This window comes from Paraburkholderia aspalathi (assembly GCF_905220735.1).
In the GTDB taxonomy this organism is placed as follows: domain Bacteria; phylum Pseudomonadota; class Gammaproteobacteria; order Burkholderiales; family Burkholderiaceae; genus Paraburkholderia; species Paraburkholderia aspalathi.
Genome location: NZ_CAJNBA010000006.1, coordinates 63,980 through 85,276 on the forward strand (window position 1 = coordinate 63,980; position 21,297 = coordinate 85,276).

Sequence of the window (21,297 nt, forward strand, 5' to 3'; positions counted from 1 at the left end):
CCGTCCGCATGACCTCCAATCAAGCAATGCCATCCTGCTCGGTGCAGACGCATCAAGTTTTCGTCGCGGCCATCGCCTCAGTGGACTGGCTTTTTGCGCGCAGCAACTCGGTCAGGATTTCCATCGACCGCCCCTCGTCTACCGTTAAGTCAACGAGAAAACGGTCATTATTTTTTTGCAGCCAAGGCATCGACATGTCCCACCATTCAAGTTCAAGAAGCTTCTCGCGGATACGCTCGGAGAAACGGAACCGAACAAGGCGTGCGGGGCTGCCCACATAGATGCCATAGGGTTCGCTTTTGAAATTGGGCGGCACCACGGTTCTTGCACCGATAACGCAGCCATTTTCAATCGTGGAACCGCCAAGAAACATCGCTTCGTCGCCGATCCATACATCGTTACGGATTACTGTGTCGCCGTATTGAGGCGGTGGGACGTTGTTTAGCCCACTGCCGAAGGCGCTCAGCATCGACGTTGAAATCGTCCGCATGTCGTGCTGCCCATTCAGCAGGAACTTCAGTCTCAAGCCACCTGCGACGAATTTTCCGACTACAAGCTTCTGCAACCCTGCGTCATATTTGGCGATTGAGCCGACACCGATTCCCGAACACTTGCCAATCGAGAAAGTCCCAACCTTCGCTTCTTCATCCAGCCAGTCGCGAAAGAAGTTGTTCGGGATCGTCGAGATCGATCCATCCCGATACCCGAGCACGATAAAAGCCTTCGAAAAAGGGTGTTGAGCTTGAACGCCAATAAAGTCGTCTGATGTGGTTACGTTCATGATGGTCCGCAAAAGGTGGTTCGCATCGCGTCGCCAGCCACGCCTCAACATTGAGGTCGCAAAAGCCGACGATGGTCATGAACAGCATATCGGCGAGCACAGAAATGCACTTTGCCGATTAGGACCGCATTTCACGACCAGTTCGGTGCGTAACCACATTGCGCGGATCAGCGCCATGCGCTGCCCACTTGCACATAAAACGCGTTCTGCCCCGGCCCGTGCGCGACGTCGACGGGAAGCGGCACACACGAGGAGCGGCGGATCACCAGATGCATGCCCCGTTACTGGAAGGTCGCGCTGATCGACAGTTCGACCGCATTCCCCTTGGGCCGGTTGCTGACGTTGAATTCATTGACCCAACGCAGCGACGCCGACACCGGCGTTTTCTGGACTTTGCCCGACCACGTGACCATCGGCCCGATACCCACCGAGTGCCCTTGACTTCCGCCGATGACATCGGCTACTCCGCCGCTGTCATGACCGAGCTGCTGGATATAGCCGCCCACGACACCCACACCCCAGCCGCTGCCGAAGCGCTTGAGCGCGAGCAGGTCGAGCACGCTAACCGGTGCGTTGTGATAGTGCGTGTCGCTGTTCGGCGTGTAGAAGCCAACACCGTAGTTCAACGACAGCTCGATCTCTTCTTTCGGGAACAGCTTCGTGTAGGAGACCGTCGGCGTAAAGGTCCATGTGTTCTGTCCGGCATTGGCGAGCCGGCTCGTGCTGTAAGCGCCGGTCGGCGCGTAAATCTGCACGCTGAACGCGATGTGATCGGTCTTGGTCAGGTGATAGCCCGCCACCACCGGCGTGAAGAAGAGATCGGCGAACTGCGTGCCGTGATCATTCGGCAAACGGCCGTGAAACGACGAGATGTTGGTGTACTGGATTGGCACCCCGAACGAGGATGCGAAGTTCCAGCCGCCCAGCGTAATGCCCCACGTCTTGACCGCGTTGAGAATGGTGTACACCGCCGTGACGTCGACGCCCGCCGTGATCTGACCGGCGATCGGAATCGTCTTGCTCGCGCCGAGCGAGCCTTCGTAATAGATCGTGGTGGCCGACACGATCCAGTCGTCCGTGGGCGGTACGACGCCTGCGTACGGCGTAACCTGCATGCCGGTTATCGGTCTGCCGATGCCACCTTCAGTCGCCCACGCTTGCTGCGAAAGACCCACGCCGGCAGTGGTGAGAAGCGCACCCGTGCACAACCTGGCGAGTGACCGGCTTGCGGACAAACGGTTTGTGCGACTCATAGTCATCCTCACGAAATTAACTTTCCGCACTTCCACCTTGCGGAACAAGGTTTTGACAAACCGCGGCGGCAAGCCGCACGCGTGCGCATCGACGTGTTTTCTTACGGTTCACGCTTAACCGGCGGCGGCGTCCAGCTGCCGTCGAGCGCCGGCTGCTGCGGCCAATAGGCACGTACGTACAACGAGAACGCTTCATTGGCTGGCGCCGGCAGCCAATTGGAGACCTTGTCGTCACCTGGACTCGTGTTCTGCACGTAGAGCGTCAACGAGCCGTCTGCATTGAACTTCAGGTCCTTGTTCTTGGTGCCGAGCGAGTAGCGGTTCTGCGCATTCGGCGAGAAGAAGTGATGCGAGTTGTACAGCGTCAGCGACCAGAAGCCCTTGACCGGCGGCAACTGATCCTTGGCAAACGTCACCGTGTAGCGTGCGTTGCCATCGAGACGCTGACCTGAAGCGTCGGCATCGCCGTAGAAATACTTGGTCTCGTTAGGCTTGTTGACGAAGATGTTCGACTTCGCCACCGCCGTGCGCGTGAAGTAGTCCGTGCCGAAGGCGGCGCCGTTGCTAACGGTGTTCCAGTTCGCAGGCAGCCGCTTGCCAAAGGTGTTGAAGTTGAACAACGGCGTGACCAGATCCGCTTCGGCCTTGGTCCCCTCGTCGACAATCGCGGCCTTGATCGCCGGATCTTTCTGCGCTGCCGCGATCAACCCGCGCGCCTGCGCGTAGATCGCCTCTTCGCCGCGTTGCGGCGGCGTCTCGTCGAGCACGGTGGGCAGCATGTCCCAGAAGCGGTTTGGATCGACCCACTTGATCTCTTCGGCGTTGCCGCCCGCAGCACCACCGGCCTCACCGAAGCTCGGCAACTTCGACCAGTCGGTCTCCTTGACCTTGCCGTCGTATTCGGCGAGCGGATACAGGCCAATCTTCGCGAGCACCGGCTGCACGGCCACGCGATCTTCAGGCGTGTCGTCCATGAAAACGCGCGGAATGAAACTGCCGACCCCAGTCGACGAGCGGAACACCTGGCGGATGCCCTTCGGCACCGGGCCGTGCCAGTCAGGACCTGTCAGGAGATAGAAGCCCGGACGTGTGCCGTACATCTTGCCGAGACTCGCGAAACCGTCGGTACGCAGATCGACAGCCTGATAGACCCAGAAGCGTTTGCCGAAATCGGGCACCTGCACGACCACCGGGGTCTTATTCAGATCGAGAATCGACGAGCCATAGACCACGTCCTGGTTCGGACACGCGACAAATCGCTCCTGCGGCTGAATGTAGTCGCGCAGCATCGACAGATGATTCGGTGGTGCGACCGGCACAATGCCGCCGTTCAGGCCCGGCTGCGGCACCTGCTTCATCGCCAGCAGGCGGCCGTAGACGTTAACCATCGGCCACGCCCAGAAGTAGGTCTGGCGCGCTACCAGCCGTGCGTATTCTTCAGAGATCGCGTAGCCGGCCACTGGGCCCGGTACGGACGCCGCGGTGGCCGTTGCATGGACCGATTGGTCTTGCTGGGTCTTCGCCAGAATGGGCGCGGCGACCGACGCCAGTACGGCGGCCGTGACCCATGTCGCGGTTTTCTTATTCATATTGTCCTCAGGTTCGTCCATGCGCGGCTTAGCGCTTTTGGGGCTCGGGGAATTTCCAGTCGCCGTTGAGCACCTTCTCGTCCGGGCCGTAGATGCGCATGACGAGCGTGTACGCACCGGTGGGCGCCGGCAGCCAGTTCGACGTCTTGTCCGCACCCGGCGACGTGTTCTGCACGTAGATATCCAGCGAGCCGTCAGCGCCGTACTTCAGCCCCTTGGTGCGATCGCCGATCGAGTAACGGTTGATCGGATTCGCGACCAGATGGCGCGCAGGCAGGTCGTACAGCGTCATCGACCAGAAAAATTTCGCGGGCGGCAGGTCCTTCTTGTCGAAGTGCAACACGTACGGCTGCGAGCCGAGCAGTTGAGCGTGTTCGCTGTTCACGCGCGTGCCGACGTACACCGCTTCTTCCTTCGTGTTGCCGTAAATCCCCATCGCCGCCGCGACGGCGCGGGTGGTGTAGTCGTCTTTCAGATCCGCACGGCTGCCGAACAGGCTGAACGAACCGGTGGTGTGTTTTTCAGCGTCTGCCAATGCGGCTTTCCCGTCCGCGACACCTGCTTCAAGCGCGGCGCGCGTTTCCGGCGGCAAGGCAGCCTGATCAAACGGCGCGCCTGGCGCAATGCCGATCTTCGCGAAACGCGCCATCAATTCCTGCTCGGACGGCGCCGGCGGCTGCGTGAACTGCAGCATGAAGTTCAGATACGCGATGAAGTCGACCGAAGTCGCCTTCGCTTCATCCCACTTCGGAAAATCAAGCTTCGCGACGGGCGGCGGTGCAGCCGTGTGTTCGAAGGCCGACAGCGGCGTGAGCTTGTATTGTTTCTGGATCGCCTCGACGTTCTTGACGTCGCTCGCACCATTGAGCGCCGTGCGGCCGAGCGTCAGGATCAGGTCCGTCTCGGAGCGGAACACCTTGTCGATGCCCTTGGGCGTATCGCCGTGCCAGTTCGGGCCGGCGAAGAGATAGTGACCCGCGCCGTTGCCCGTGGCGCGCGAACCGACGTACGCGAAGTTGTAGGTATACAGGTCGATCCACTGGAAGACGTAGTAGCGCTCTTTCGGCACCGCAGGCACCGTCAGCACCCACGGCTCGCGACGCAGATCGAGCCACGCCCACGAGTACGGCGTGTCGTTGTTCGGCGTGACGATGTCCTTGTTCTCAGGACCGTACGGATGCGAGTAGTTGCGGAACTTGCCGAAGCCGCCCACATAAGACTTCGAGCCGGAATCGATCGCCTGCTCGTAAAGCGTCTTGTAGTTGAACAACATCGGATACGCGTAGAGGAACGCGTCTTTGGCGATCGCTCGTGCTTCTTCAGGCGAGGCGGTGACAGCCGCTGTCGCCGCAGTGGGGGCGCTCGCTTGAGCGACGGCTTGCGTATGCGGCAATGTGGTCAGTGACACGGCCGCGATGACTGCGCAAATACGCAGGCGGTTGAACAAGGTCATGGTTAAGCCCTCTGTTTCTATGCTTGGTTTTTTGTGCTTACTTGCCGAACGTCATGTTCAGCCCGGCGAAGATGGTGAACTTCGGCACGCCGGCGCCGGAATGCGCTACCGAGTATTGCGGCTCGATAAACGCGTTGTAGATGGTCGAGCCGCCTTTCCACGCCTTGCCGGCGCCGAGCCCGACCGGGATGTAATAGCTGCCATGCTGCAGATCGAAGGTCCAGGTGCCGGTCGAGCGGATGTACCAACCACCCGGCAGGTTGAAGATGCCGAACGGCTGCGCGGTGAGCGATTGCGTGGTGGGCCGGCTGCTTTGCCCGGCGAACGAGTGTTGCCACTGCACCAGTGCGCCGAGGAGCCGCGCCTTCGTCGCGCTGACGGCGACAGCGGCAAGACCGGCCTGCCACTTGCCGGTGCCGAGGCTAGGGTCCGTGGCAGTCGGCATCGTCACGAGCGGGCCGACGCCGACCTGCACATCGCCTTGCGAGAGCAGGAAGATGTCGAATAGATTCAGGTCGCCGAGACCGGTGTTGTAGCCGCCGCTCGGATCGGGCCGCGTACTGACCGGCACTGTGGCGCGGAAGATTTCCGGCACGCCAATCAGGCTGTTCGGGCCGATCGGCACGGTGGGGCGCAAGAGCAGATCGTTGGTATGCGCACTGGCGCCGAACACGCTCGGCGTGTAGTAATTCTGGATGTTGAATGAGGCTGCCAGATTAAGCGGGTTATTACTTTTATTGGCCTCGTCGGCCGAGGCCTGAGCGAACGCCGGCGACAACATCGCCGAGGCAGCGTATAACGCAGCCGAACTAACCACGCCTTTACAACCCATTCCCGCACCTCGTCTATGGGCATTTCTTATAGGCGAACGCATTCTTTTGCCCAATGCATATAAAGCAAAAGCAATGGCATTCGTATTTTCGAATTGTGTCGAACTAGCGCGAACTAATTCGAGCTAATCGCGGGTGTAAGTTCGCCCGCCCCGGCGGCTACGCGCAACGGGGAAATATGCAAAGCGAATGAGATACGCGATTAATTCGCGCTAAGTCTCTCGAGCAAGCTGGAAAGACAGTACGGCCGGATACAGGGCTTGCATGGACGCTCCTTTCAGACTCAAGAGACGCCGCACCAAACGACGCATGCGGAGGTAAGAAATTCACAATCTGGGAGTGTTGTGGCGGAATGGTAGCAAACGTTTCACGAGATTACAGAGATAAATTTGTAACACGATAGAAAGCTACGCAATTTCGGACGGAGTTAGATTTTGGCCGCCATTCTTATTCCACACAATTGCCATAGTTTTGAGCATTTGTTTGCTTACTGCATAAAAGCCGCATAGCGGCATACACCATTTGCAATTACCGGCATTGACGTCCCCGCTCAAAAAAGCAACAAAATGGGCTGCAACAATCGCCGTGTCCCATTAGACTTGCGCTCGCTCAAAGTTCGATCCACCGCTTTTGATGAGGCTTTCATGATTCGCACGATGCACCGGTACTGCATTGCTTTGACCGTTGTGGTTCTTTCCGCTTGCACCGTTACACCGCACCATGACGCGAGCGAGTCGCCAGCCAGCGCATCGACCGCCGCAAGCCTTGCGTCGTGGAACGACTCCGCGACCAAACGCTCGATTGTCGATTTCGTCACTCTGGTCACCACGCCGGAGTCGAAAGACTTCATCCCGCGTGCGGACCGGATCGCCGTGTTCGACAACGACGGCACGTTGTGGCCGGAGCAACCCGCCTCGGTCCAACTGGTGTTCGCGCTGCAACGCGTGAAGACAGTGGCCGGGCGGCATCCAGAATGGAAACGGCAGGAACCGTTCCGCTCGATTCTGAAAGGCAATTTGAAGAGTGTCGCGGCGAGTGGCGACGCCGGCTCGATGAAGGTGCTGGCGGCGGCACATGCAGGCATGACCAGCGATCAATTCGCCGCGCTCGTGCACGAATGGTTCGACTCCGCGAGCGACCCGCGCTTCAATCGCCCGTACGCCGACCTCGCTTATCAGCCGATGCTCGAGTTGCTCGCCTATCTGCGCGCCAACGGCTTCAGGACCTATCTGGTGACGGGCAGCGATGTCGAGTTCGTCCGTGAGATCGCGCAGCGCGTGTACGGCATTCCGCCCGAGCAGGTGATCGGCAGCACCGTCAAATACAAGTACAGCCAGACGAACAGCGCCGTCGCATTGACCCGGCTTGCGCAGGTCGACACGCTCGTCGACGGCGCGGCCAAACCGCTCGCCATCGACCGTGCGATCGGCCGGCGTCCTGTGATCGCGTTCGGCAACGCGGACGGCGATGTGCCGATGCTCGAATGGACTTCGGCCGGCGACGGTCCGCGCCTCGCGGCGCTGCTGCATCACACCGACGGTGAACGGGAGTATGCGTACGACCGCGTTGCGAAAAGCGGCAAGCTCGACAAGGGGCTGGACGAAGCCGGCACGAAAGGCTGGCTCGTCGTCGATATGAAGGATGACTGGACAACAGTGTTCAAGCCGGATAGCGCGGCAACGGCTGCGGCACCGTCCAACTAAGGGCGGCTTGTTGGGAAGGCCGCGCCTGGCAGCGGCCTTCCCGGCCTTTCATCACTCGCTTAGCGGGTTAGCGTGATGACCAGATAGCTGGCGTACAACACGCCGCACACCAGCAGCGCCCACACCGGCACGCCACGCTCGCGCACGTTGATCCGCAGCCACGCAGCGGCAGCGAGCGTGATCACGATGCCGGTCACCACTTCGATACGCGGCGCCCACGGCGTCAGCAGAATCCCGATCGCGGGCAGCAGCGTGCCCTGAAACACCATCGCGCCGGTGATGTTGCCGAACGCCAGTGTGTCCTTGCCACGGCGAATCCACAGGATGCTGTTGACCTTCTCCGGCAACTCGGTGGCGATCGGAATGATCAGCAGCGACAGCAGCAACGGCGAGACGCCGAGCACCTGCGACACGCCCCGCACGCCGTGGATGAAGCCTTCTGCTCCCCACACCAGCAACGCAACTGCGAGCACCAGTTGCACCGCGATGGTCACGAGATTGGTGGGCAAACCAAGACGCGACAGCAGCATCTTGCCCGGTGCTTCGGTGCCGTGACCGGCGTCGACCAGTTTGTTCGACGCACGGAACGTCATCACCACATAGGTGATGTACACACCGACCAGCGCCGCGCTGAACAGCCCCCGCACGAGCATCTGTTCGTGCGGCACGTACATCGCCGCGGCCGCCAACACAAAGGCGCACAGGAAGTAGTTCAGATCCCGTGTGAAACCCGTGCGTTCGGGCGTGACCCAGCCGCCGGCGCCGCGCGTACCGAGAATCGCCAGCGTCATCAGGAAGGTGGAGAGGGTGGAAAGCATGAGCGGCGCGCCAAGAATCGCGCCGACGCCGATTTCCTGATTGACCGCGCTATCGGTCGTGCCGCCCGCAATCGCAAGCAGCGGGACAAGCGTTTCGGGCAAGGCGGTGCCGACCGCTGCGAACAGCGAACCCGTCACGCCCTCGGAGATTTTGAGACGCTCGCCGAGATGTTCGAGTGCGTTGGTGAAGAGCTCGGCCGCCACCAGAATGACGACCAGCATGATGGCGAGTTCGAACAGGAGACCGGTCATGCGTGGCTCCCTGCAAATGCAAAGGGGAAGCGGCACAGCGGACGGGCAAGTGGGGAGACTGGCAGGGCACAACGATGTTTCACAGGGCAACTCCGCGGTCGGACGCAAGTAACGAACCAATGACGCACCGCGACCCGTCCGACCAGAACGAAGCAGTGCGCCAATGGTCTCGCCAAACCGACCCGGTCGAACGCGCCATGACCCGTAGGCCAAGTATGTTGACGCGCTCTCCTTCAATGGATGAAGGAAGGCTACTCCCCAATGACCGGAGGATTCTAACGGGACGGGCGGCTTTCAACAAGCTTGGAATCTGGCGCCTGCGCCGCTCCCGGTTTCACCGCGCACGTCCAGCGCTGCGACGTCAGGCGGCCAAGTGCGTGATCGCCCCGCTGGTAAGATCACTCACCGTCTACGACAGCAGTGAGTCCTCACATGAACTACCAGAATCGCCAGTGGTTTTACGTCAAGCGCCCGGAAGGACGCGTTGGCGACGAGCATTACGAGTTGCGCGAAAGCGAGCTCGACGACAATTTGTCATCGAATGAAGTGTTGATCCGGGCGCGTATCGTCAGCGTCGATCCGTACATTCGAATCCAGCAGCATGAACGCAATACTTACGACGTGCCGCATCCGCTCGGAATCGTCCAGCGGGCGGGCGTGGTGGGTGAAGTGGTGGCGTCGGCGAGCCCGCTTTTCAAGCAGGGCGACTGGGTGTCGGCCTATAGCGGCTGGCAGCTCTACGCCAAATGCCATCACAGCGAGCTGACCAAACTGAACCCCGACGCGGCGCCGGTTTCGACTGCGCTCGGTGTGCTCGGCATGCCGGGACGCACCGCGTGGTTCGGCTTGATGGAAGCGGGCAAGCCGCGTCCTGGCGACACGCTGGTCGTGTCCGGTGCGGCGGGCGCGGTCGGCTCGCTGGTCGCGCAGTTCGGCAAGCGTGCCGGCTGCCGCGTCATCGGGATCGCCGGCGGCCCGGACAAGTGCGCGTTTCTGACGGACACGTTGAAGCTCGACGGTGCGGTCGACTACCGTGCGCATCCCACACTTGAAGGCTTGCAGTCGGCTCTGCAGGCAGCCACCGGCGGCGTCGATGTCTATTTCGACAACGTGGGAGGCATGGTTACCGATGCGGTAATCCCGCTCATCAAGCGCCGCGCGCGAATCGTGATCTGCGGCGCGATCGCTCAGTACGACGGCGGCCTCGACACGCCGGACCTCGCGCCGCGCTTCCTGCAGCACATGCTGTTTCAGCGCGCGACGATTCAGGGGATTCTCGCCCGCGACTTCACGCACCGGATGGACGAGATGTTACAGACCGTCGCGCCGTGGGTGAAGAACGGTGAAATCGTTTACCAGGAGACATACGTCGACGGTTTTGACGCGTTGCCGAACGCTCTCAATAGCCTGTTCGAAGGGAAGAACCTCGGGAAGCTGCTGGTCAGGGTGTGAAGGCGTGAGTTTCTGAACGACAACCCCGACACTGGCCGGGGTTGTCGTTTGTGGATTGTTTATTTCCGTTTGCTGCGTCTTTGCAGCAACGCGGAACGCCCATCCATGTGCTAAAGGAACTGGGAGGGTGGGAAACGATGGAAATGGTGCAGGGGTACGCGTACCTGTTGGCCGATCACCTGGCGCAGTGGGTGCAGCCGATGACGGCGATGCCAGCGAAACCGCAGTTAGTTGCAATTCGAGGGGACGCGGGAACAGGTGAATTCGCGGGAACCCTTGTCAGGATTGGTGCCCGGCTGGGATCGAAAAAAACGGCAGGAGGCACGCCAGATAAGGCATTGAGCGCCGCCCACTTCCTAACGGGTACAACTCAGGGCACAACCGTCGTGTCATTGCAGTTTTTTGCAACGAATTATTACAAAACAACGACAGCGGACCTTCAGCGCTCCGTCGATCGTGATCAGCGGCACTACGGCTCACGACCCAAGGCGGAAATTCGGTTGTGACTTCTCAAAGACCTCTTTCCAGTACCGCGGACGGCCGGTCGCAACGAAGCGGAAAATGACGCGTCTTCGCGGGTCAGTGATCGCGGCGGATGCTTAATGCCTGCAGCTCGCAGATGAGAAGTGCCTGTTTTGTCGTGCGCGAGCAGCGCATACCATGCACGTGACGCTCGAACAGTGCCGCGCACGGCAACTGCCCAAACAATATCGCGTTGCATCTGCGACCGACGCGATCGTGCCGGCGTCTGTCTTGACCATCGCGCCAAAAAAAGTTGGTGTGTCCGATTGGCGGCTGAATGGAGTCCCGATGACGGCCAGCGATGGCGCTTGAACAGTTCAATTTCGGCACGGGCGCATGAACCGGTCAAAGCTGTCCGCACAACAGTAGACTTACCCGTCGCAAGTTCAATCGTCTCAGGATTTGCGCAAGTTTTCCGTTTACGATGATTGAGAGAACGGCAACGCTCCGTGTCGTGCGACAGGGGCCGACGGACAACACAATGGGGAAATAAGATGGCGAGAAGCTACCGCCGCCTGAACCTTTTTATGGCAAAGCCACTACGCGACGGCCAAACGTTTGGGGACCTGCTCGCTGACGCACCAGTGGACAACTATCCAATGGCAGGCAACTTGGGTATCGACGGGGTGCTCTATGTGAGGCAAAGCACTGAAACGAGGCCTAGTTGGGGTTCAGTGCTCGACGAGGTTACGGGCCGCGTCATACCGAATCTCGCAAATCGATCAAGTTCTGCGGTGCTCCTGCTTCGAGTGGACGGCGACGTCTTCGCTTTTACGTTTGGCTATGGCCGGTATCTGATCGAGCAGTCGCTATTCGTTCAGGACTTTGGCCTCCGCACAGCGCTCAACACGCTCGACGAAAAGTCACTGCGCAGCGTCGACTTGCATACCCTCGAAGATCAGCCCGTTCAGAAGAAGTCTCAGGCTGCTCGCGACTCGGAGGTAGGCGTCTTTGGAATCGACATCCTACGGGATGTTCTTCGCGCTGTGACGGGCGTCCCCAAGCGCGGAGTTGGCCTTATGCAGATCGCCGGTGGAGACGCGACGTTCTCCTTCAGCACCGAAATGGAAGCCGCAAATTTCCCCGAGTTGGCACGCCGCATCAAAGGCTACTACGCCAATGACGACTACAAGACGTCTTTCTCGTGGGTGGACAACGTCCGCAAGGTCAAGGACGATGCATCTATCGATGCGCTGAACGTGCAGCTGGTTCGAGCTGTCTCCGCGCGCAATCCAGGAATCATGGTAACGCTGCCGGAGATCGGCGCATGGGACACAATCCTAGGCTTCAGCTTTACGCGAAATAAGGATGGTGTGCGCCCCATTATTCAGCCTGCCGATTACATCGACACCATTCCTGATTTGGCAAATTTAACCGTCGAGGGCCTGAAGCGCGACCGGCTTTTCGTCCACGATGTCGATGGCAACATTACCGAGCACTCGGTGTATCGCTGTATCTACTTCGAGATCGTCGACGGCGACAAGACGAAGATCATCTTCGATGGCAAGTGGTACGAGGTCGATGCAACATTTATTGGCCGAATTACCGCGACATTGGACTTGGTTCAGATATCCACCCTGACTTTCCCGGCAGTTGAAGTGTGGGACGAAGAAGGCAAATCGAAAATTGAGTCCGAGGGCGACTACAACACTCGAGCGGCCGCGGCGCATGGATATTTTCTGCTGGACAAGAAGCTAGTCAAGACCGACCGGGCCACATCGTCCATAGAACTCTGCGACTTGCTGACTCCTGCCAAGCAGTTGGTACACGTAAAGCATCGCAAGGGCGGATCGGCCGGGCTGAGCCATCTCTTTGCTCAGGGCGGTGTGGCTGCCGAAATCATGCTCGGCGACAAAGCGTTCCGCAAGAAGGCGCGAACGGTGTTACGCGGAGTAAATCCGGCCGCACGTGATCTCGTTCCCTTGGACAACCTCAGAAGCGCTGACTATGAAATTGTTTTCCTGATCCTGGGCGAGGGTAACGCGACACTCAAGCAAAATTTACCGTTCTTCAGCAAGGTCAACTTGTCGAAGGCGTTTGAAAACCTCACCCAACGAGGATTCCGGGTTTCGATCGCCGGTGCTCCGACAACACCTCGTCCGCCCCCCTGATCGGGAAGCCTTCGCAGGTCGGCAAACGGAAGTTAAAGAGGCACTCCGATGCTGGTGCTTCACACCCACGCGCTATCAGTCGACCGTTGATGGCAGTGCGTAGCAACTGCTGTCGATGGCCGACCGGCGGCTCAGCGCAAAGAACGGCTAGTCGGTGGTTCTGCTGCGAAGAGCTCCATACATCCCGCGAAGCGGTCAGTTAAGGAAATGCGCTGGTCGACTGCTTCTGGCCGGGCTGCGTCAGAGGCAGCGGGCACTTCTCGACCCCTATGCTGTCGTTCACCGAATGAGTTTCGACACCGCAAGGCGGCCGTTCGACGAAGCCACTTTTAAGCGGGTAGTGCTTCCTTCTCATGGATTCAGATCACCCGCTCCGAGGGCGAGCAGAATCATGTCGAAGCTTTTGTCGCATTGACCGGCAAGATGCTTGAAGTGGGCTCTTAGGGTCCCATGCGTTGCGCGCGCTTGCCGCTCCTCCTTGTTCTTTTCCTCAACGGAACTGTGTGCCTTCAGGATGTTGCGCAGAGCGTGAAGCCTACTAAACGGCGTGAGGATTGACTTGGCATCATCGACAGCCTTTCCTGAGGCAACAAAAATTTCTGCGATTACGCGTAGAGAGGCCCAACTTGACTCAGCTTTCCTTCCCTTAGCTTCAAGCAGCTTTCGCAAAGGTCTGAGCTGAAATCCCTCAACGAGCAACTGATCGAAGGCCATGATTTCGTTTGCCCATTCAAGGGTCGAGTCCGTGGCCGGATAGCGCACAGCATCCATGTACGCTTCGCTTCTTGGCTGCCACCAGTCAGGTGGCGCGGCATTGAGCTTCCCGATTTTGTACTTCAATAGATGAAGCGGGTCGTATTCGGAACTGAACTCGCCGAGGATGTCGTTTTCATGTGCCCGCTTCGAGATTGTTCCTTTCGGCCACTCGTTGAAAGATTGCCAGTAACGCTGCTCTTCGATCGGAAGGCGGGCTAAATCGCCAATATAGGCATGCACCTGTCCCGCTTCATTGATGTCGTAGCTCCGGAGATACCACGCGTTGCGACAACTGATAGACCGGTCATCAAGGCTGTATTTCTCGGGGTCCGCCTTGAAGCGGTGCAAGACATCAGGACGGAAAAATGCCGGTGAAATCTCCCAAGGCAGGTCCGATTTCTGGAAGTAATTCGAGAGAAACTCCGGCGCACACGACGTTTCGATTTCGACGTTGTTTTTGCGATCAAATATCTTGAACGTCGCATATTGCTTTGTCCTCGTTGGATTCGATTCCTCTTTCCATTCGTCGATGATTTGCTGCAGCGGAATGGTCGAGCGGACGATCATCCGACCGTTGATGTAGCTGGCATTTCCAATGCTGCCCCCATGATAGAAGAGGTCGGGGGCCTTTCTGTCGATGCGCGGATGGTCCCCCCAACCGTTGAACCCTCCAGATTTGAAGCGGGTGAAGTCGAAAAAGTAGACCACGGCCATGTCCGCAAGAGTCATGTATGCGGAAAGGTCCTTGGCCAGGATCGTGACCGCGGTAAGGCTGTCCCGTCCAGGGCTTAGCTCTGTGCGTATCACACGAATAACATCCTCGATGTCTCCGTACTTATCCAGCCGGCAGTACGCGTTGCGTTCTGGCACGAAATGCAGGCCGAGCGCATGCACGAGCTTTTGGCTCAGTTCGACCGGGCTTTCGCCCTTTTGCACGCCGTCAAATGAGCGGCGGAAGATGAGCTTCTCACCACCCGACAGCGATTTTCCTGAGCGCAACGGCGCTTCGAGGTAGACACGATGGCCTTCGCCGCCGCCGTAACTCTTTTGGATGACCCAGCTTTCATCTGTCTGCACGAAAGCGCGCATGAGGTCCTCTTGGTCCGCAGGCGTGACCTGCTTCAGCGGCGCAAGCACGGCATGAATGAGCGTCGCCGGACCACTGGCGTAGATCACAATCTCCTCACTCTGCACGTTCTCCTTCAGAAATACGACAGAGTCTTCGGCCGCGATCAGCCACTCCGTTTCGTCGGTGGTTGGCGCTTGCGAAATGGCCTTCAGGGCTGCGATGTTGAATCGTCGCGTCATAACGCGCCTCCATTCTGATTCTGCACTTATAGCCTACCGTAAAGCCGGCACTGGCTTCCGGCAGTTTGTGGCCGCACTCTGCCCCGACGCCACCATCTCCTGCGGACGGCGCCCCCTTGCATCCATTCGGGCTTTGGCTGTCAACGTCTGCTTCGCAGCGATTGCCGGCCCTCCCCGCCAAAGATCCACGGGCAGCTCTGTTCATCGCCTCCCGGTCATTCGCTAGCCACTCGGCGCCTCTTGCTCAATGGCCGGTATCATGGCGGCCTGAAGGCGAGCCCGTTCATGTCTGAAATCAAGAACACCGCGATCACTGCTGCTGGCTACATCTACCAAAACCGGCAAGGCCTCAGGGTTCTGTGCGACTGGCTTGACGCGCCGTCTCGCTACACCCGAGTGAAATTTGAGTGCGACGACGAGGCCGTTGCGCCGACTGGGCTAGACGACATCGTCGCCGAGCGTGCAGACGGGCTGCTCGACCTTCAACAGGTCAAGTTCACGCCGGCCCCAGACGCGTATCCGCTCTGCTGGGATTGGATGCTCGAGAAGACGGGCAAGACGGCGCGAGCTCGGTCGATGCTGCGCAAGTGGTTCGACGCCTTCAAGGCGCTAGATCCGGCCCGGATTGGCGAGTTCACCTTGACGACCAACCGCCGGCCGGACGCCGATATCGAAGTCTGTCTGGACGGCGGCAAGATCTCCTTCGCCAAGATCCCCGAGCCTAAGCGTTCTGAGGTCATCGCTGAACTTGGGGGCGAGCAAGACTGTGAGGCATTTTTCAGCCAATTGCACATTCTTCACAGCGATAAGGGATTTGAAACACTGGAGCAAGAGGTCGATGCGCGACTTCGCAAGCACGGCACTCTTGAGGGCATTGCCACCCTCAAGAACGCAGCGTTGAACTGGGCGACGCGGAAGAACTTCCCGCCCCCGGACGGTTGGATCGCCTTGGAACAGGTCCGCACCATTCTGCGGTCAACGCCGCCGGCGCCATTGCCCGAGGACTTCGTTGTCCCGCTAGGCTACGAGGTACCCGACGAGACATTCCATCGGGAATTCGTCCGGGACGCCATCGCCGCCACTGGGCGGGCGATCGTGCTCACAGGGCCGCCTGGCCGTGGAAAGAGCACCTACCTGAGCGCGCTGTGCGACACGCTCGCCGAGCGAGGCATTCCCACGGTCCGCCATCACTACTTCCTCTCGACGACGGAGCGGGGGCGTGATCGGGTCAACAGCTACGTGGTCGAGCAGTCCATCGAGGCGCAGGTCAATCGGTTTCATCCCGATGTCGTAGCACCCTCTGGAAGCCTGCGCACGCTCCTCGAAGCATGCGCTTCCCACTACAAGGCGCTGGGCAAGCCGTTCGTACTCGTCCTGGACGGACTGGACCACGTCTGGCGCATCAACGCTACGGACAAGCGGCCACTAGACGACGTGTTCTCCCAAGTAATCCCATGCCCGGACAACATGGTGCTGCTCGTCGGCACTCAACCTGTGGACGACGCCCAGTTGCCCACGGACCTGCTTGCCATCGTGCCAAAGGCCGAGTGGCGCACGCTGCCGGCGATGTCGGAGAACGCAGTCCTGTCTTACCTCCGCAGGGCCGTTCAGGAGGGAAGGCTTACCACTGGCTTCGAGGGCGAGGATGAGGCGGCAAGGCAGCTGCAGGAGGCTGCAACCGCGCTCCGCACGAAGACCAACGGCCATCCTCTGCACGTCATCTATGCCACCGCTGAACTCGAGCACGCCGGTCGCAGCCTGTCGAAGTGGGATGTCGAGCATCTGAAGGGAGACTTGAGCAAAGACGCAAAGTTCTATTACGCATCGCTATGGGAAAGCCTTCCTCCAAGCCTCAAGGATACGCTGCGGCTCGTCTGTGCCTTCTCGTTCTTCTGGCCTAGAGCAGCATTCGGAGAGATCGCCGCGAAAGTCGGCGCGGTGGAGCCTGACGTCGCGAAAGTGGAGCATCTGCTTCACTCTTCGGCGGCCGGCCTGAAGGTTTTCCACGAGAGTTTGGCCGTCTTCGTGCGAGCAACCCCAGACTACGCCGACCGTATCAACGAGCTGATGCCTGCAGTGGCAAGCTGGTTGGAGAGTACCGCACCGACCTCGCTGCGCGTGAACTGGCTCTGGACGGTTCAGGCGAGGCTGGGTGACGCCAAGAACCTCATCGCCGGCCTCACGCGGGACTGGATCATGCTCCGCCTCGAGGAAGGATATCCAGAGTCGCTTTTTGACACACTGCTGTCCGATGCTCTGGTCGCGGCGCTGGATACCAACGAGTTCGCTCAAGCCTATCGACTGGAGCACCTCAAGGCACGGATGGTCGGCGGCAGCCAGTTCCAAATGCAGAACGACGACATGGCCAGGCTAATCTCGTTCACGTTGGCGCTGACTGCAGAGGACGGCGTCGTGCGTGAGGCCGTGGCCTCCAGGCATGAGGCGGACATCCTGCGGGTTGCCGCGCTCGGACTGGCCTTGCGTGCTCGAGGCGACACGGTTCTGGCCGAAACGTGCGGTGAAGAGGCGCTTCGTCGGTTCAGAGGCCTGAGCCGTTTCTCCAGCAGGTACTCGTCGAACGCCGGCTCTGGTGAGTTCAAGTTTTTGGTCGACGCATTTGCGCGGCTTGGTGCCATCGGTGCGACCCCGAGAGCGCTGGTCAAGCTGGTTTCCGACAACGGGCCGGTCGTGTGGCTGCCGCGAGTCCAGATGCTGGTTGAGGAAGGCAATTTGGATGACCTGATGGCGGCCGCTGCGTTGCTTGCCCCCGGTGAGAGTAAGAACGTCCTCAGCGATGCGTGCGTTCGCGCGGCAGCGACCGCTGCAGTGAGCATCGCCGAGCGCGATGATTTCAGCGAGCTTGCCCGGACGCCCTTCGTCGCTGCTGTGGAGGCGGCGCGTACGCGGGTCTCTAAGCCGTTGAACGAGCCTATCCCCATTGAGTGGCTCAAAGGCGACTACTACGAACGTAAGGAGGATCTGGCAACACTTGCGCACCGCTGGTTCTTCAGCGCCGTTCATCTGAGTCTGTGCATGGCTGCGGAAGGGCAGATCGCTTTCGAGTTCTCGCGGGCTCCCGTCTACGAACGCAGGAGGAACATCACCCAATTCCTAGACGCGCTCTCTGCGGTCGGGGCGCAGGTTGCGCATCGCTGGTGGCACGGGGAGTTTGTGGACTTCCATGAACTGTTCGAGTTGCTTAAGACGGTGGAGTTCAGGCGTTTCAGGCAAAGCCATGACGAGAGCTCTGCAGCCGAGGACTTCCGGAGCGCGCTGCATCGCATTGCCTGCGACATCCGGCTGGGCAGCATCCTGTTGGACCACTTCGACGCGGTGGCTCTGACCGAAGAAACCATGACGGCGGCCAGACAGTGCGCCTGGTTTGACAGCGAGTCCTTCCGCACTCAGTACGCGGCCGGGTTGCTGACGAAGATGAGCGACGAAGCGGCGGCGGCGTTCGTTCAGTCCCAGCGTGTCCTGCTTGATGCAGAGATTCGCCAGGAGACTAGCGTACACCTTCAGACGCCTCTTCAGCTCTGTGCCATTGCGTTAGCCCATGGGTTGAGCACCGGCGCTCGCGAGCTATGCAAGCAGACGTGGGAGCTGACGACCGGCTATGCGCATCGCAAGGACCCCACGCTGAACAACACGGTCGACGCCATCGGCTACCTGGTCGATATCGCACCGGACGACGCTCGCCGGTTAATCGGTCTGATTGCGCCGCAGGTCCACCACGTCCTGGACTACACCGACGGGAAGGGCACCAGACATGTTCTGGCGGCCGCTGATCGGTTGCTTGCGAAGTTGATGCCATTAGCGCTAGTGGTCAAGTACGAGGAGCACACGTACGCGGGCGACTGGGCGCAAGCAGAAGACAGTCTGCGGGCATACGTGGAGCAAGGCGTTAGAGATGGTTGGCCCTTGGACGCATTGATGCAAACCGGTCTGCATCCTGAAATCTATGAAGTGTTGAAGCGACTCGCACAAGAAGGCAGTTCAAGCGCTGCGGAGCGGCTTCGTGTCCTTCGGGAGCACGTCGGTTGGGACATCGGCCTACTGGAGCGATTGGAGCATCCCGGCAGCGATAGCGAGAGCAAACCTTACACGGGCGACGTTACAACCTTCGCGCCGGAACAACTAGGCGCCCTGCTCGTCAGCTTGTCGACCAGCTACAACGAGCGAATCAGGCTCCTTCGCGCCTGGTATAAGCACTGGGACGAGGCCGGGCAGGGAAAGCGACTGCTAGCGACGCTCGACGGCTTGCTTCTATCGGAAGAGGGTCGACGCAAGGGCGTCCTGGTCCTGTCTGACCTTGCCTTTGAGACGAGGCGCAAGCTGAGCGGGGTGAACGCGGCATGGAAGTACCTTGTCCGTGCACATATCAACAACGGTGCCTGGATCGGATTTACGGAGAATGAAGAGAATACTCGCAGCAGGCTCGACTTGATCGCCAAACACTACCCGCGACGCTGCGACGAATTTGTGACTGCGACGACCTATGGCATGTTCGGAAATCCTGTACCGCCGCGAGTGGCACCCACGGAACTGATGGTCTACTTCTATGCACGACAGGGGCAGATCGCGAAGGCCGTGAAGTTCGCAGAGACGATGGTCAACTGCGTCATTGAGGACACCCGCACCCTGCCGCTGGCGCGACCGCGCTGGGCGTCGGAGCTGGTCTACGGCGTCGGCGGCTTGATGGACGAACTTCGCATCCTCGTTGCCCGACTTGGATGGCCCTCGACGTCCGCAAGGTGGTGGACCATGCAGGAGCTGGCGGCTCGGCTGGGCAAACAAGCTTCGAGGACCGAGACCGAGGCCGCGCTGCTCGAACTACTCAGCTCGCGCAAACTCGAGGCTGAAGTGGTCGAGGTCCTGTGTATCTTCTGGATGGCGGCACACGCGTACGGCTACACCCCCGTCGCCCAGTTGGCTGAGAGCATCCCGAGGTCATCTATCCTCTCGAACTTGCTGACGGACAGCCTCGGACTATTAGCGGAAGCCGACGACGAAGGCCTAGTAGTGGTGCCCGAAGAGTTCGAGATCCCTCAGGACTTCGACGGCGTGCAAGGCTCCGATTTGCCCAGGATATTCCGTACGTCTCTGAGCCGGCTCGGGGACCATACTGGGTGGCCGTTCGTCCGGCAGATGGCCTTTGAGTGGGCGGCGAATAGAGCCGCTTATCCAGACGCGCCGTTCCAAGGAGACCCCTGGCACTTCACGCGACCACTGGGTGATGGTTTTGTCGGTCACCTCTCCTCGCGAACTGCCCTTCGCGCCATCTCCTCTTACCTTCGCACGCTGGCGGTTGCCGAGGAGTTCTGGGCGATGCCCCCGGATCTGGCGGACGCAAAAGCACTTTTGGCGTTGCCCGTCCATCCGACCTTGGCCTTCCTCAGACCTCGACGCCCGACTTGGTTTCCGGAGAACACCGACTTCGATGGCGATACCGAGGCGATTGAAGCATCCTTGGTAGCCTTGATTGGCCGCGTACAAGCAGCGCGGCCGGGTGACGAACTGATAGCGTTCAGCTCGCCAATCGTGATGTCGATGGATCGGTGTGTGGAAGTTTTGATTGTTCGATGGTCGCAAGCGGAAGGCAGCAAGATCGTCGACACGGACTTGGCTGCGCATCTGGAGGCCGTCTGGACCCGCGACCGGACGCTTCCCAGTGCAGCTCCAGAACCACTGAGTACGACGACGCTCCTGGTTCTTCCCCGTCTTGACCGAATAATGCTGGGTGAGTGCAAGGCCTGGCCGCTTGCCGCACCGCTCGGTTGGGACCGCCTGGGCTACCTTCAGCACGACCTGTATCCGGGTCGGCTCTTTCTTCCAACGCTGCCCGGCTCCGACGAGGCCGAAGTCAGCCCCCATGGTGGGCAACTGGAGATCAAGGTGGACGAGCAGGTCGTCGCGGACCTTTGTTACTGGAATGCGGGCTGGGGAGCTGCGCGTCCGATGCAGTTCGGCGGGAACTGCGGTACGGCGCTCATTTCGCGAGGCACGGGCTACCGTGAAGGGCCAGTTTCGAAGGGTGGGCCGGTGCGCTCGTTCTATCTCTGGCAGGTGCGAACGCTGCACCGAAGCAACACCTTTGACGAGTTTAGCCAAACACTGGCTATGGGTGTCACGTACGTGTAGGTTGCTCGCCAACGAAAAGTTGGTAGCGGCCAACGCACCTAAGCGACCACCAATCTAGCCGGTCCTACCGGCCCTGAAGTTTGGGCCGGTGACTGCTTTTGTTGTCAGCGGTCGTTTTGCGGCAACAACCGAAGGGTCCCCAGCCTGAAGTGGACCATCGACCGAGCTATGCCGATAACCGCTTCCGGCCGCACACGGTCGGTCGCGATGCCGCGAAGCGCAGTCGCCCCCATTCCGACCATTCGCCTGCTTCGCTCAAACATCAGAAATCAAGCTGGAGATATTTGGCCGCGTTAATAGCCACTGCATGCTGTGCGAGTCCAGAATG

General features: G+C 59.8%; 11 protein-coding genes, 1 pseudogene and 1 riboswitch. Of the genes and pseudogenes, 5 read left to right on the forward strand and 7 right to left on the reverse strand.

What is annotated here, in order from left to right; genetic code table 11:
• Nucleotides 1-52 precede the first annotated feature (52 nt).
• The 5 genes from KHO30_RS29560 to KHO30_RS29580 all read right to left on the reverse strand — a co-directional run bounded on the left by KHO30_RS29560 (nucleotide 53) and on the right by KHO30_RS29580 (nucleotide 5,908).
• A complete protein-coding gene (locus KHO30_RS29560) occupies nucleotides 53-781 on the reverse strand; it encodes a CatB-related O-acetyltransferase (RefSeq protein ID WP_200620192.1) in 729 nt (242 codons plus the stop codon).
• Between the two features lie 281 nt (nucleotides 782-1,062).
• Nucleotides 1,063-2,034 (reverse strand): SphA family protein, encoded by a 972-nt coding sequence (locus tag KHO30_RS29565; RefSeq protein WP_093640733.1) that lies wholly within the window; start codon nucleotides 2,032-2,034, stop codon nucleotides 1,063-1,065.
• Nucleotides 2,035-2,135: 101 nt separating this feature from the next.
• Nucleotides 2,136-3,623 (reverse strand): DUF1254 domain-containing protein, encoded by a 1,488-nt coding sequence (locus tag KHO30_RS29570; protein ID WP_093641138.1) that lies wholly within the window; start codon nucleotides 3,621-3,623, stop codon nucleotides 2,136-2,138.
• 28 nt (nucleotides 3,624-3,651) lie between these two features.
• Nucleotides 3,652-5,076 (reverse strand): DUF1254 domain-containing protein, encoded by a 1,425-nt coding sequence (locus KHO30_RS29575; RefSeq protein WP_211703081.1) that lies wholly within the window; start codon nucleotides 5,074-5,076, stop codon nucleotides 3,652-3,654.
• A gap of 37 nt (nucleotides 5,077-5,113) precedes the next feature.
• Nucleotides 5,114-5,908 carry a hypothetical protein gene (locus KHO30_RS29580; RefSeq protein ID WP_167378469.1) on the reverse strand — a complete coding sequence of 265 codons (795 nt, stop codon included), beginning with the start codon at nucleotides 5,906-5,908 and terminating at the stop codon, nucleotides 5,114-5,116.
• A 642-nt stretch (nucleotides 5,909-6,550) separates the two neighbouring features.
• On the opposite strand from KHO30_RS29580, the gene KHO30_RS29585 reads away from it, so the two are divergent.
• Entirely contained in the window at nucleotides 6,551-7,609 is a 1,059-nt protein-coding gene (locus KHO30_RS29585) for an HAD family hydrolase (protein WP_211703082.1), read from the forward strand.
• Nucleotides 7,610-7,668: 59 nt separating this feature from the next.
• Here KHO30_RS29585 and KHO30_RS29590 read toward each other — a convergent pair whose 3' ends face one another.
• Nucleotides 7,669-8,679: a sodium:calcium antiporter gene (locus tag KHO30_RS29590; protein WP_211703083.1), complete on the reverse strand. Its 1,011-nt coding sequence runs from the start codon at nucleotides 8,677-8,679 to the stop codon at nucleotides 7,669-7,671.
• A gap of 100 nt (nucleotides 8,680-8,779) precedes the next feature.
• A riboswitch (yybP-ykoY riboswitch) is annotated at nucleotides 8,780-8,951 on the reverse strand.
• A gap of 160 nt (nucleotides 8,952-9,111) precedes the next feature.
• Here KHO30_RS29590 and KHO30_RS29595 point away from each other — a divergent pair.
• From KHO30_RS29595 to KHO30_RS29605, 3 genes and pseudogenes are all read left to right on the forward strand, one after another.
• The gene (locus tag KHO30_RS29595) at nucleotides 9,112-10,131 is read left to right on the forward strand and encodes an NADP-dependent oxidoreductase (RefSeq protein WP_093640720.1); all 1,020 of its coding nucleotides are present in this window, start codon (nucleotides 9,112-9,114) and stop codon (nucleotides 10,129-10,131) included.
• 86 nt (nucleotides 10,132-10,217) lie between these two features.
• Nucleotides 10,218-10,340: pseudogene (locus KHO30_RS39785) on the forward strand (tyrosine-type recombinase/integrase); the annotation flags it as partial.
• A gap of 807 nt (nucleotides 10,341-11,147) precedes the next feature.
• A complete protein-coding gene (locus tag KHO30_RS29605) occupies nucleotides 11,148-12,764 on the forward strand; it encodes a TIGR04141 family sporadically distributed protein (RefSeq protein ID WP_211703084.1) in 1,617 nt (538 codons plus the stop codon).
• A gap of 351 nt (nucleotides 12,765-13,115) precedes the next feature.
• On the opposite strand, the gene KHO30_RS29610 is transcribed toward KHO30_RS29605, so the two are convergent.
• Nucleotides 13,116-14,828 carry a hypothetical protein gene (locus KHO30_RS29610; RefSeq protein ID WP_211703085.1) on the reverse strand — a complete coding sequence of 571 codons (1,713 nt, stop codon included), beginning with the start codon at nucleotides 14,826-14,828 and terminating at the stop codon, nucleotides 13,116-13,118.
• 285 nt (nucleotides 14,829-15,113) lie between these two features.
• Between KHO30_RS29610 and KHO30_RS29615 the strand changes: the two genes are divergently transcribed.
• Nucleotides 15,114-20,969, forward strand: coding sequence for an ATP-binding protein (locus KHO30_RS29615; protein ID WP_244864161.1), 5,856 nt, complete (start codon nucleotides 15,114-15,116; stop codon nucleotides 20,967-20,969).
• Nucleotides 20,970-21,297: the final 328 nt, after the last annotated feature.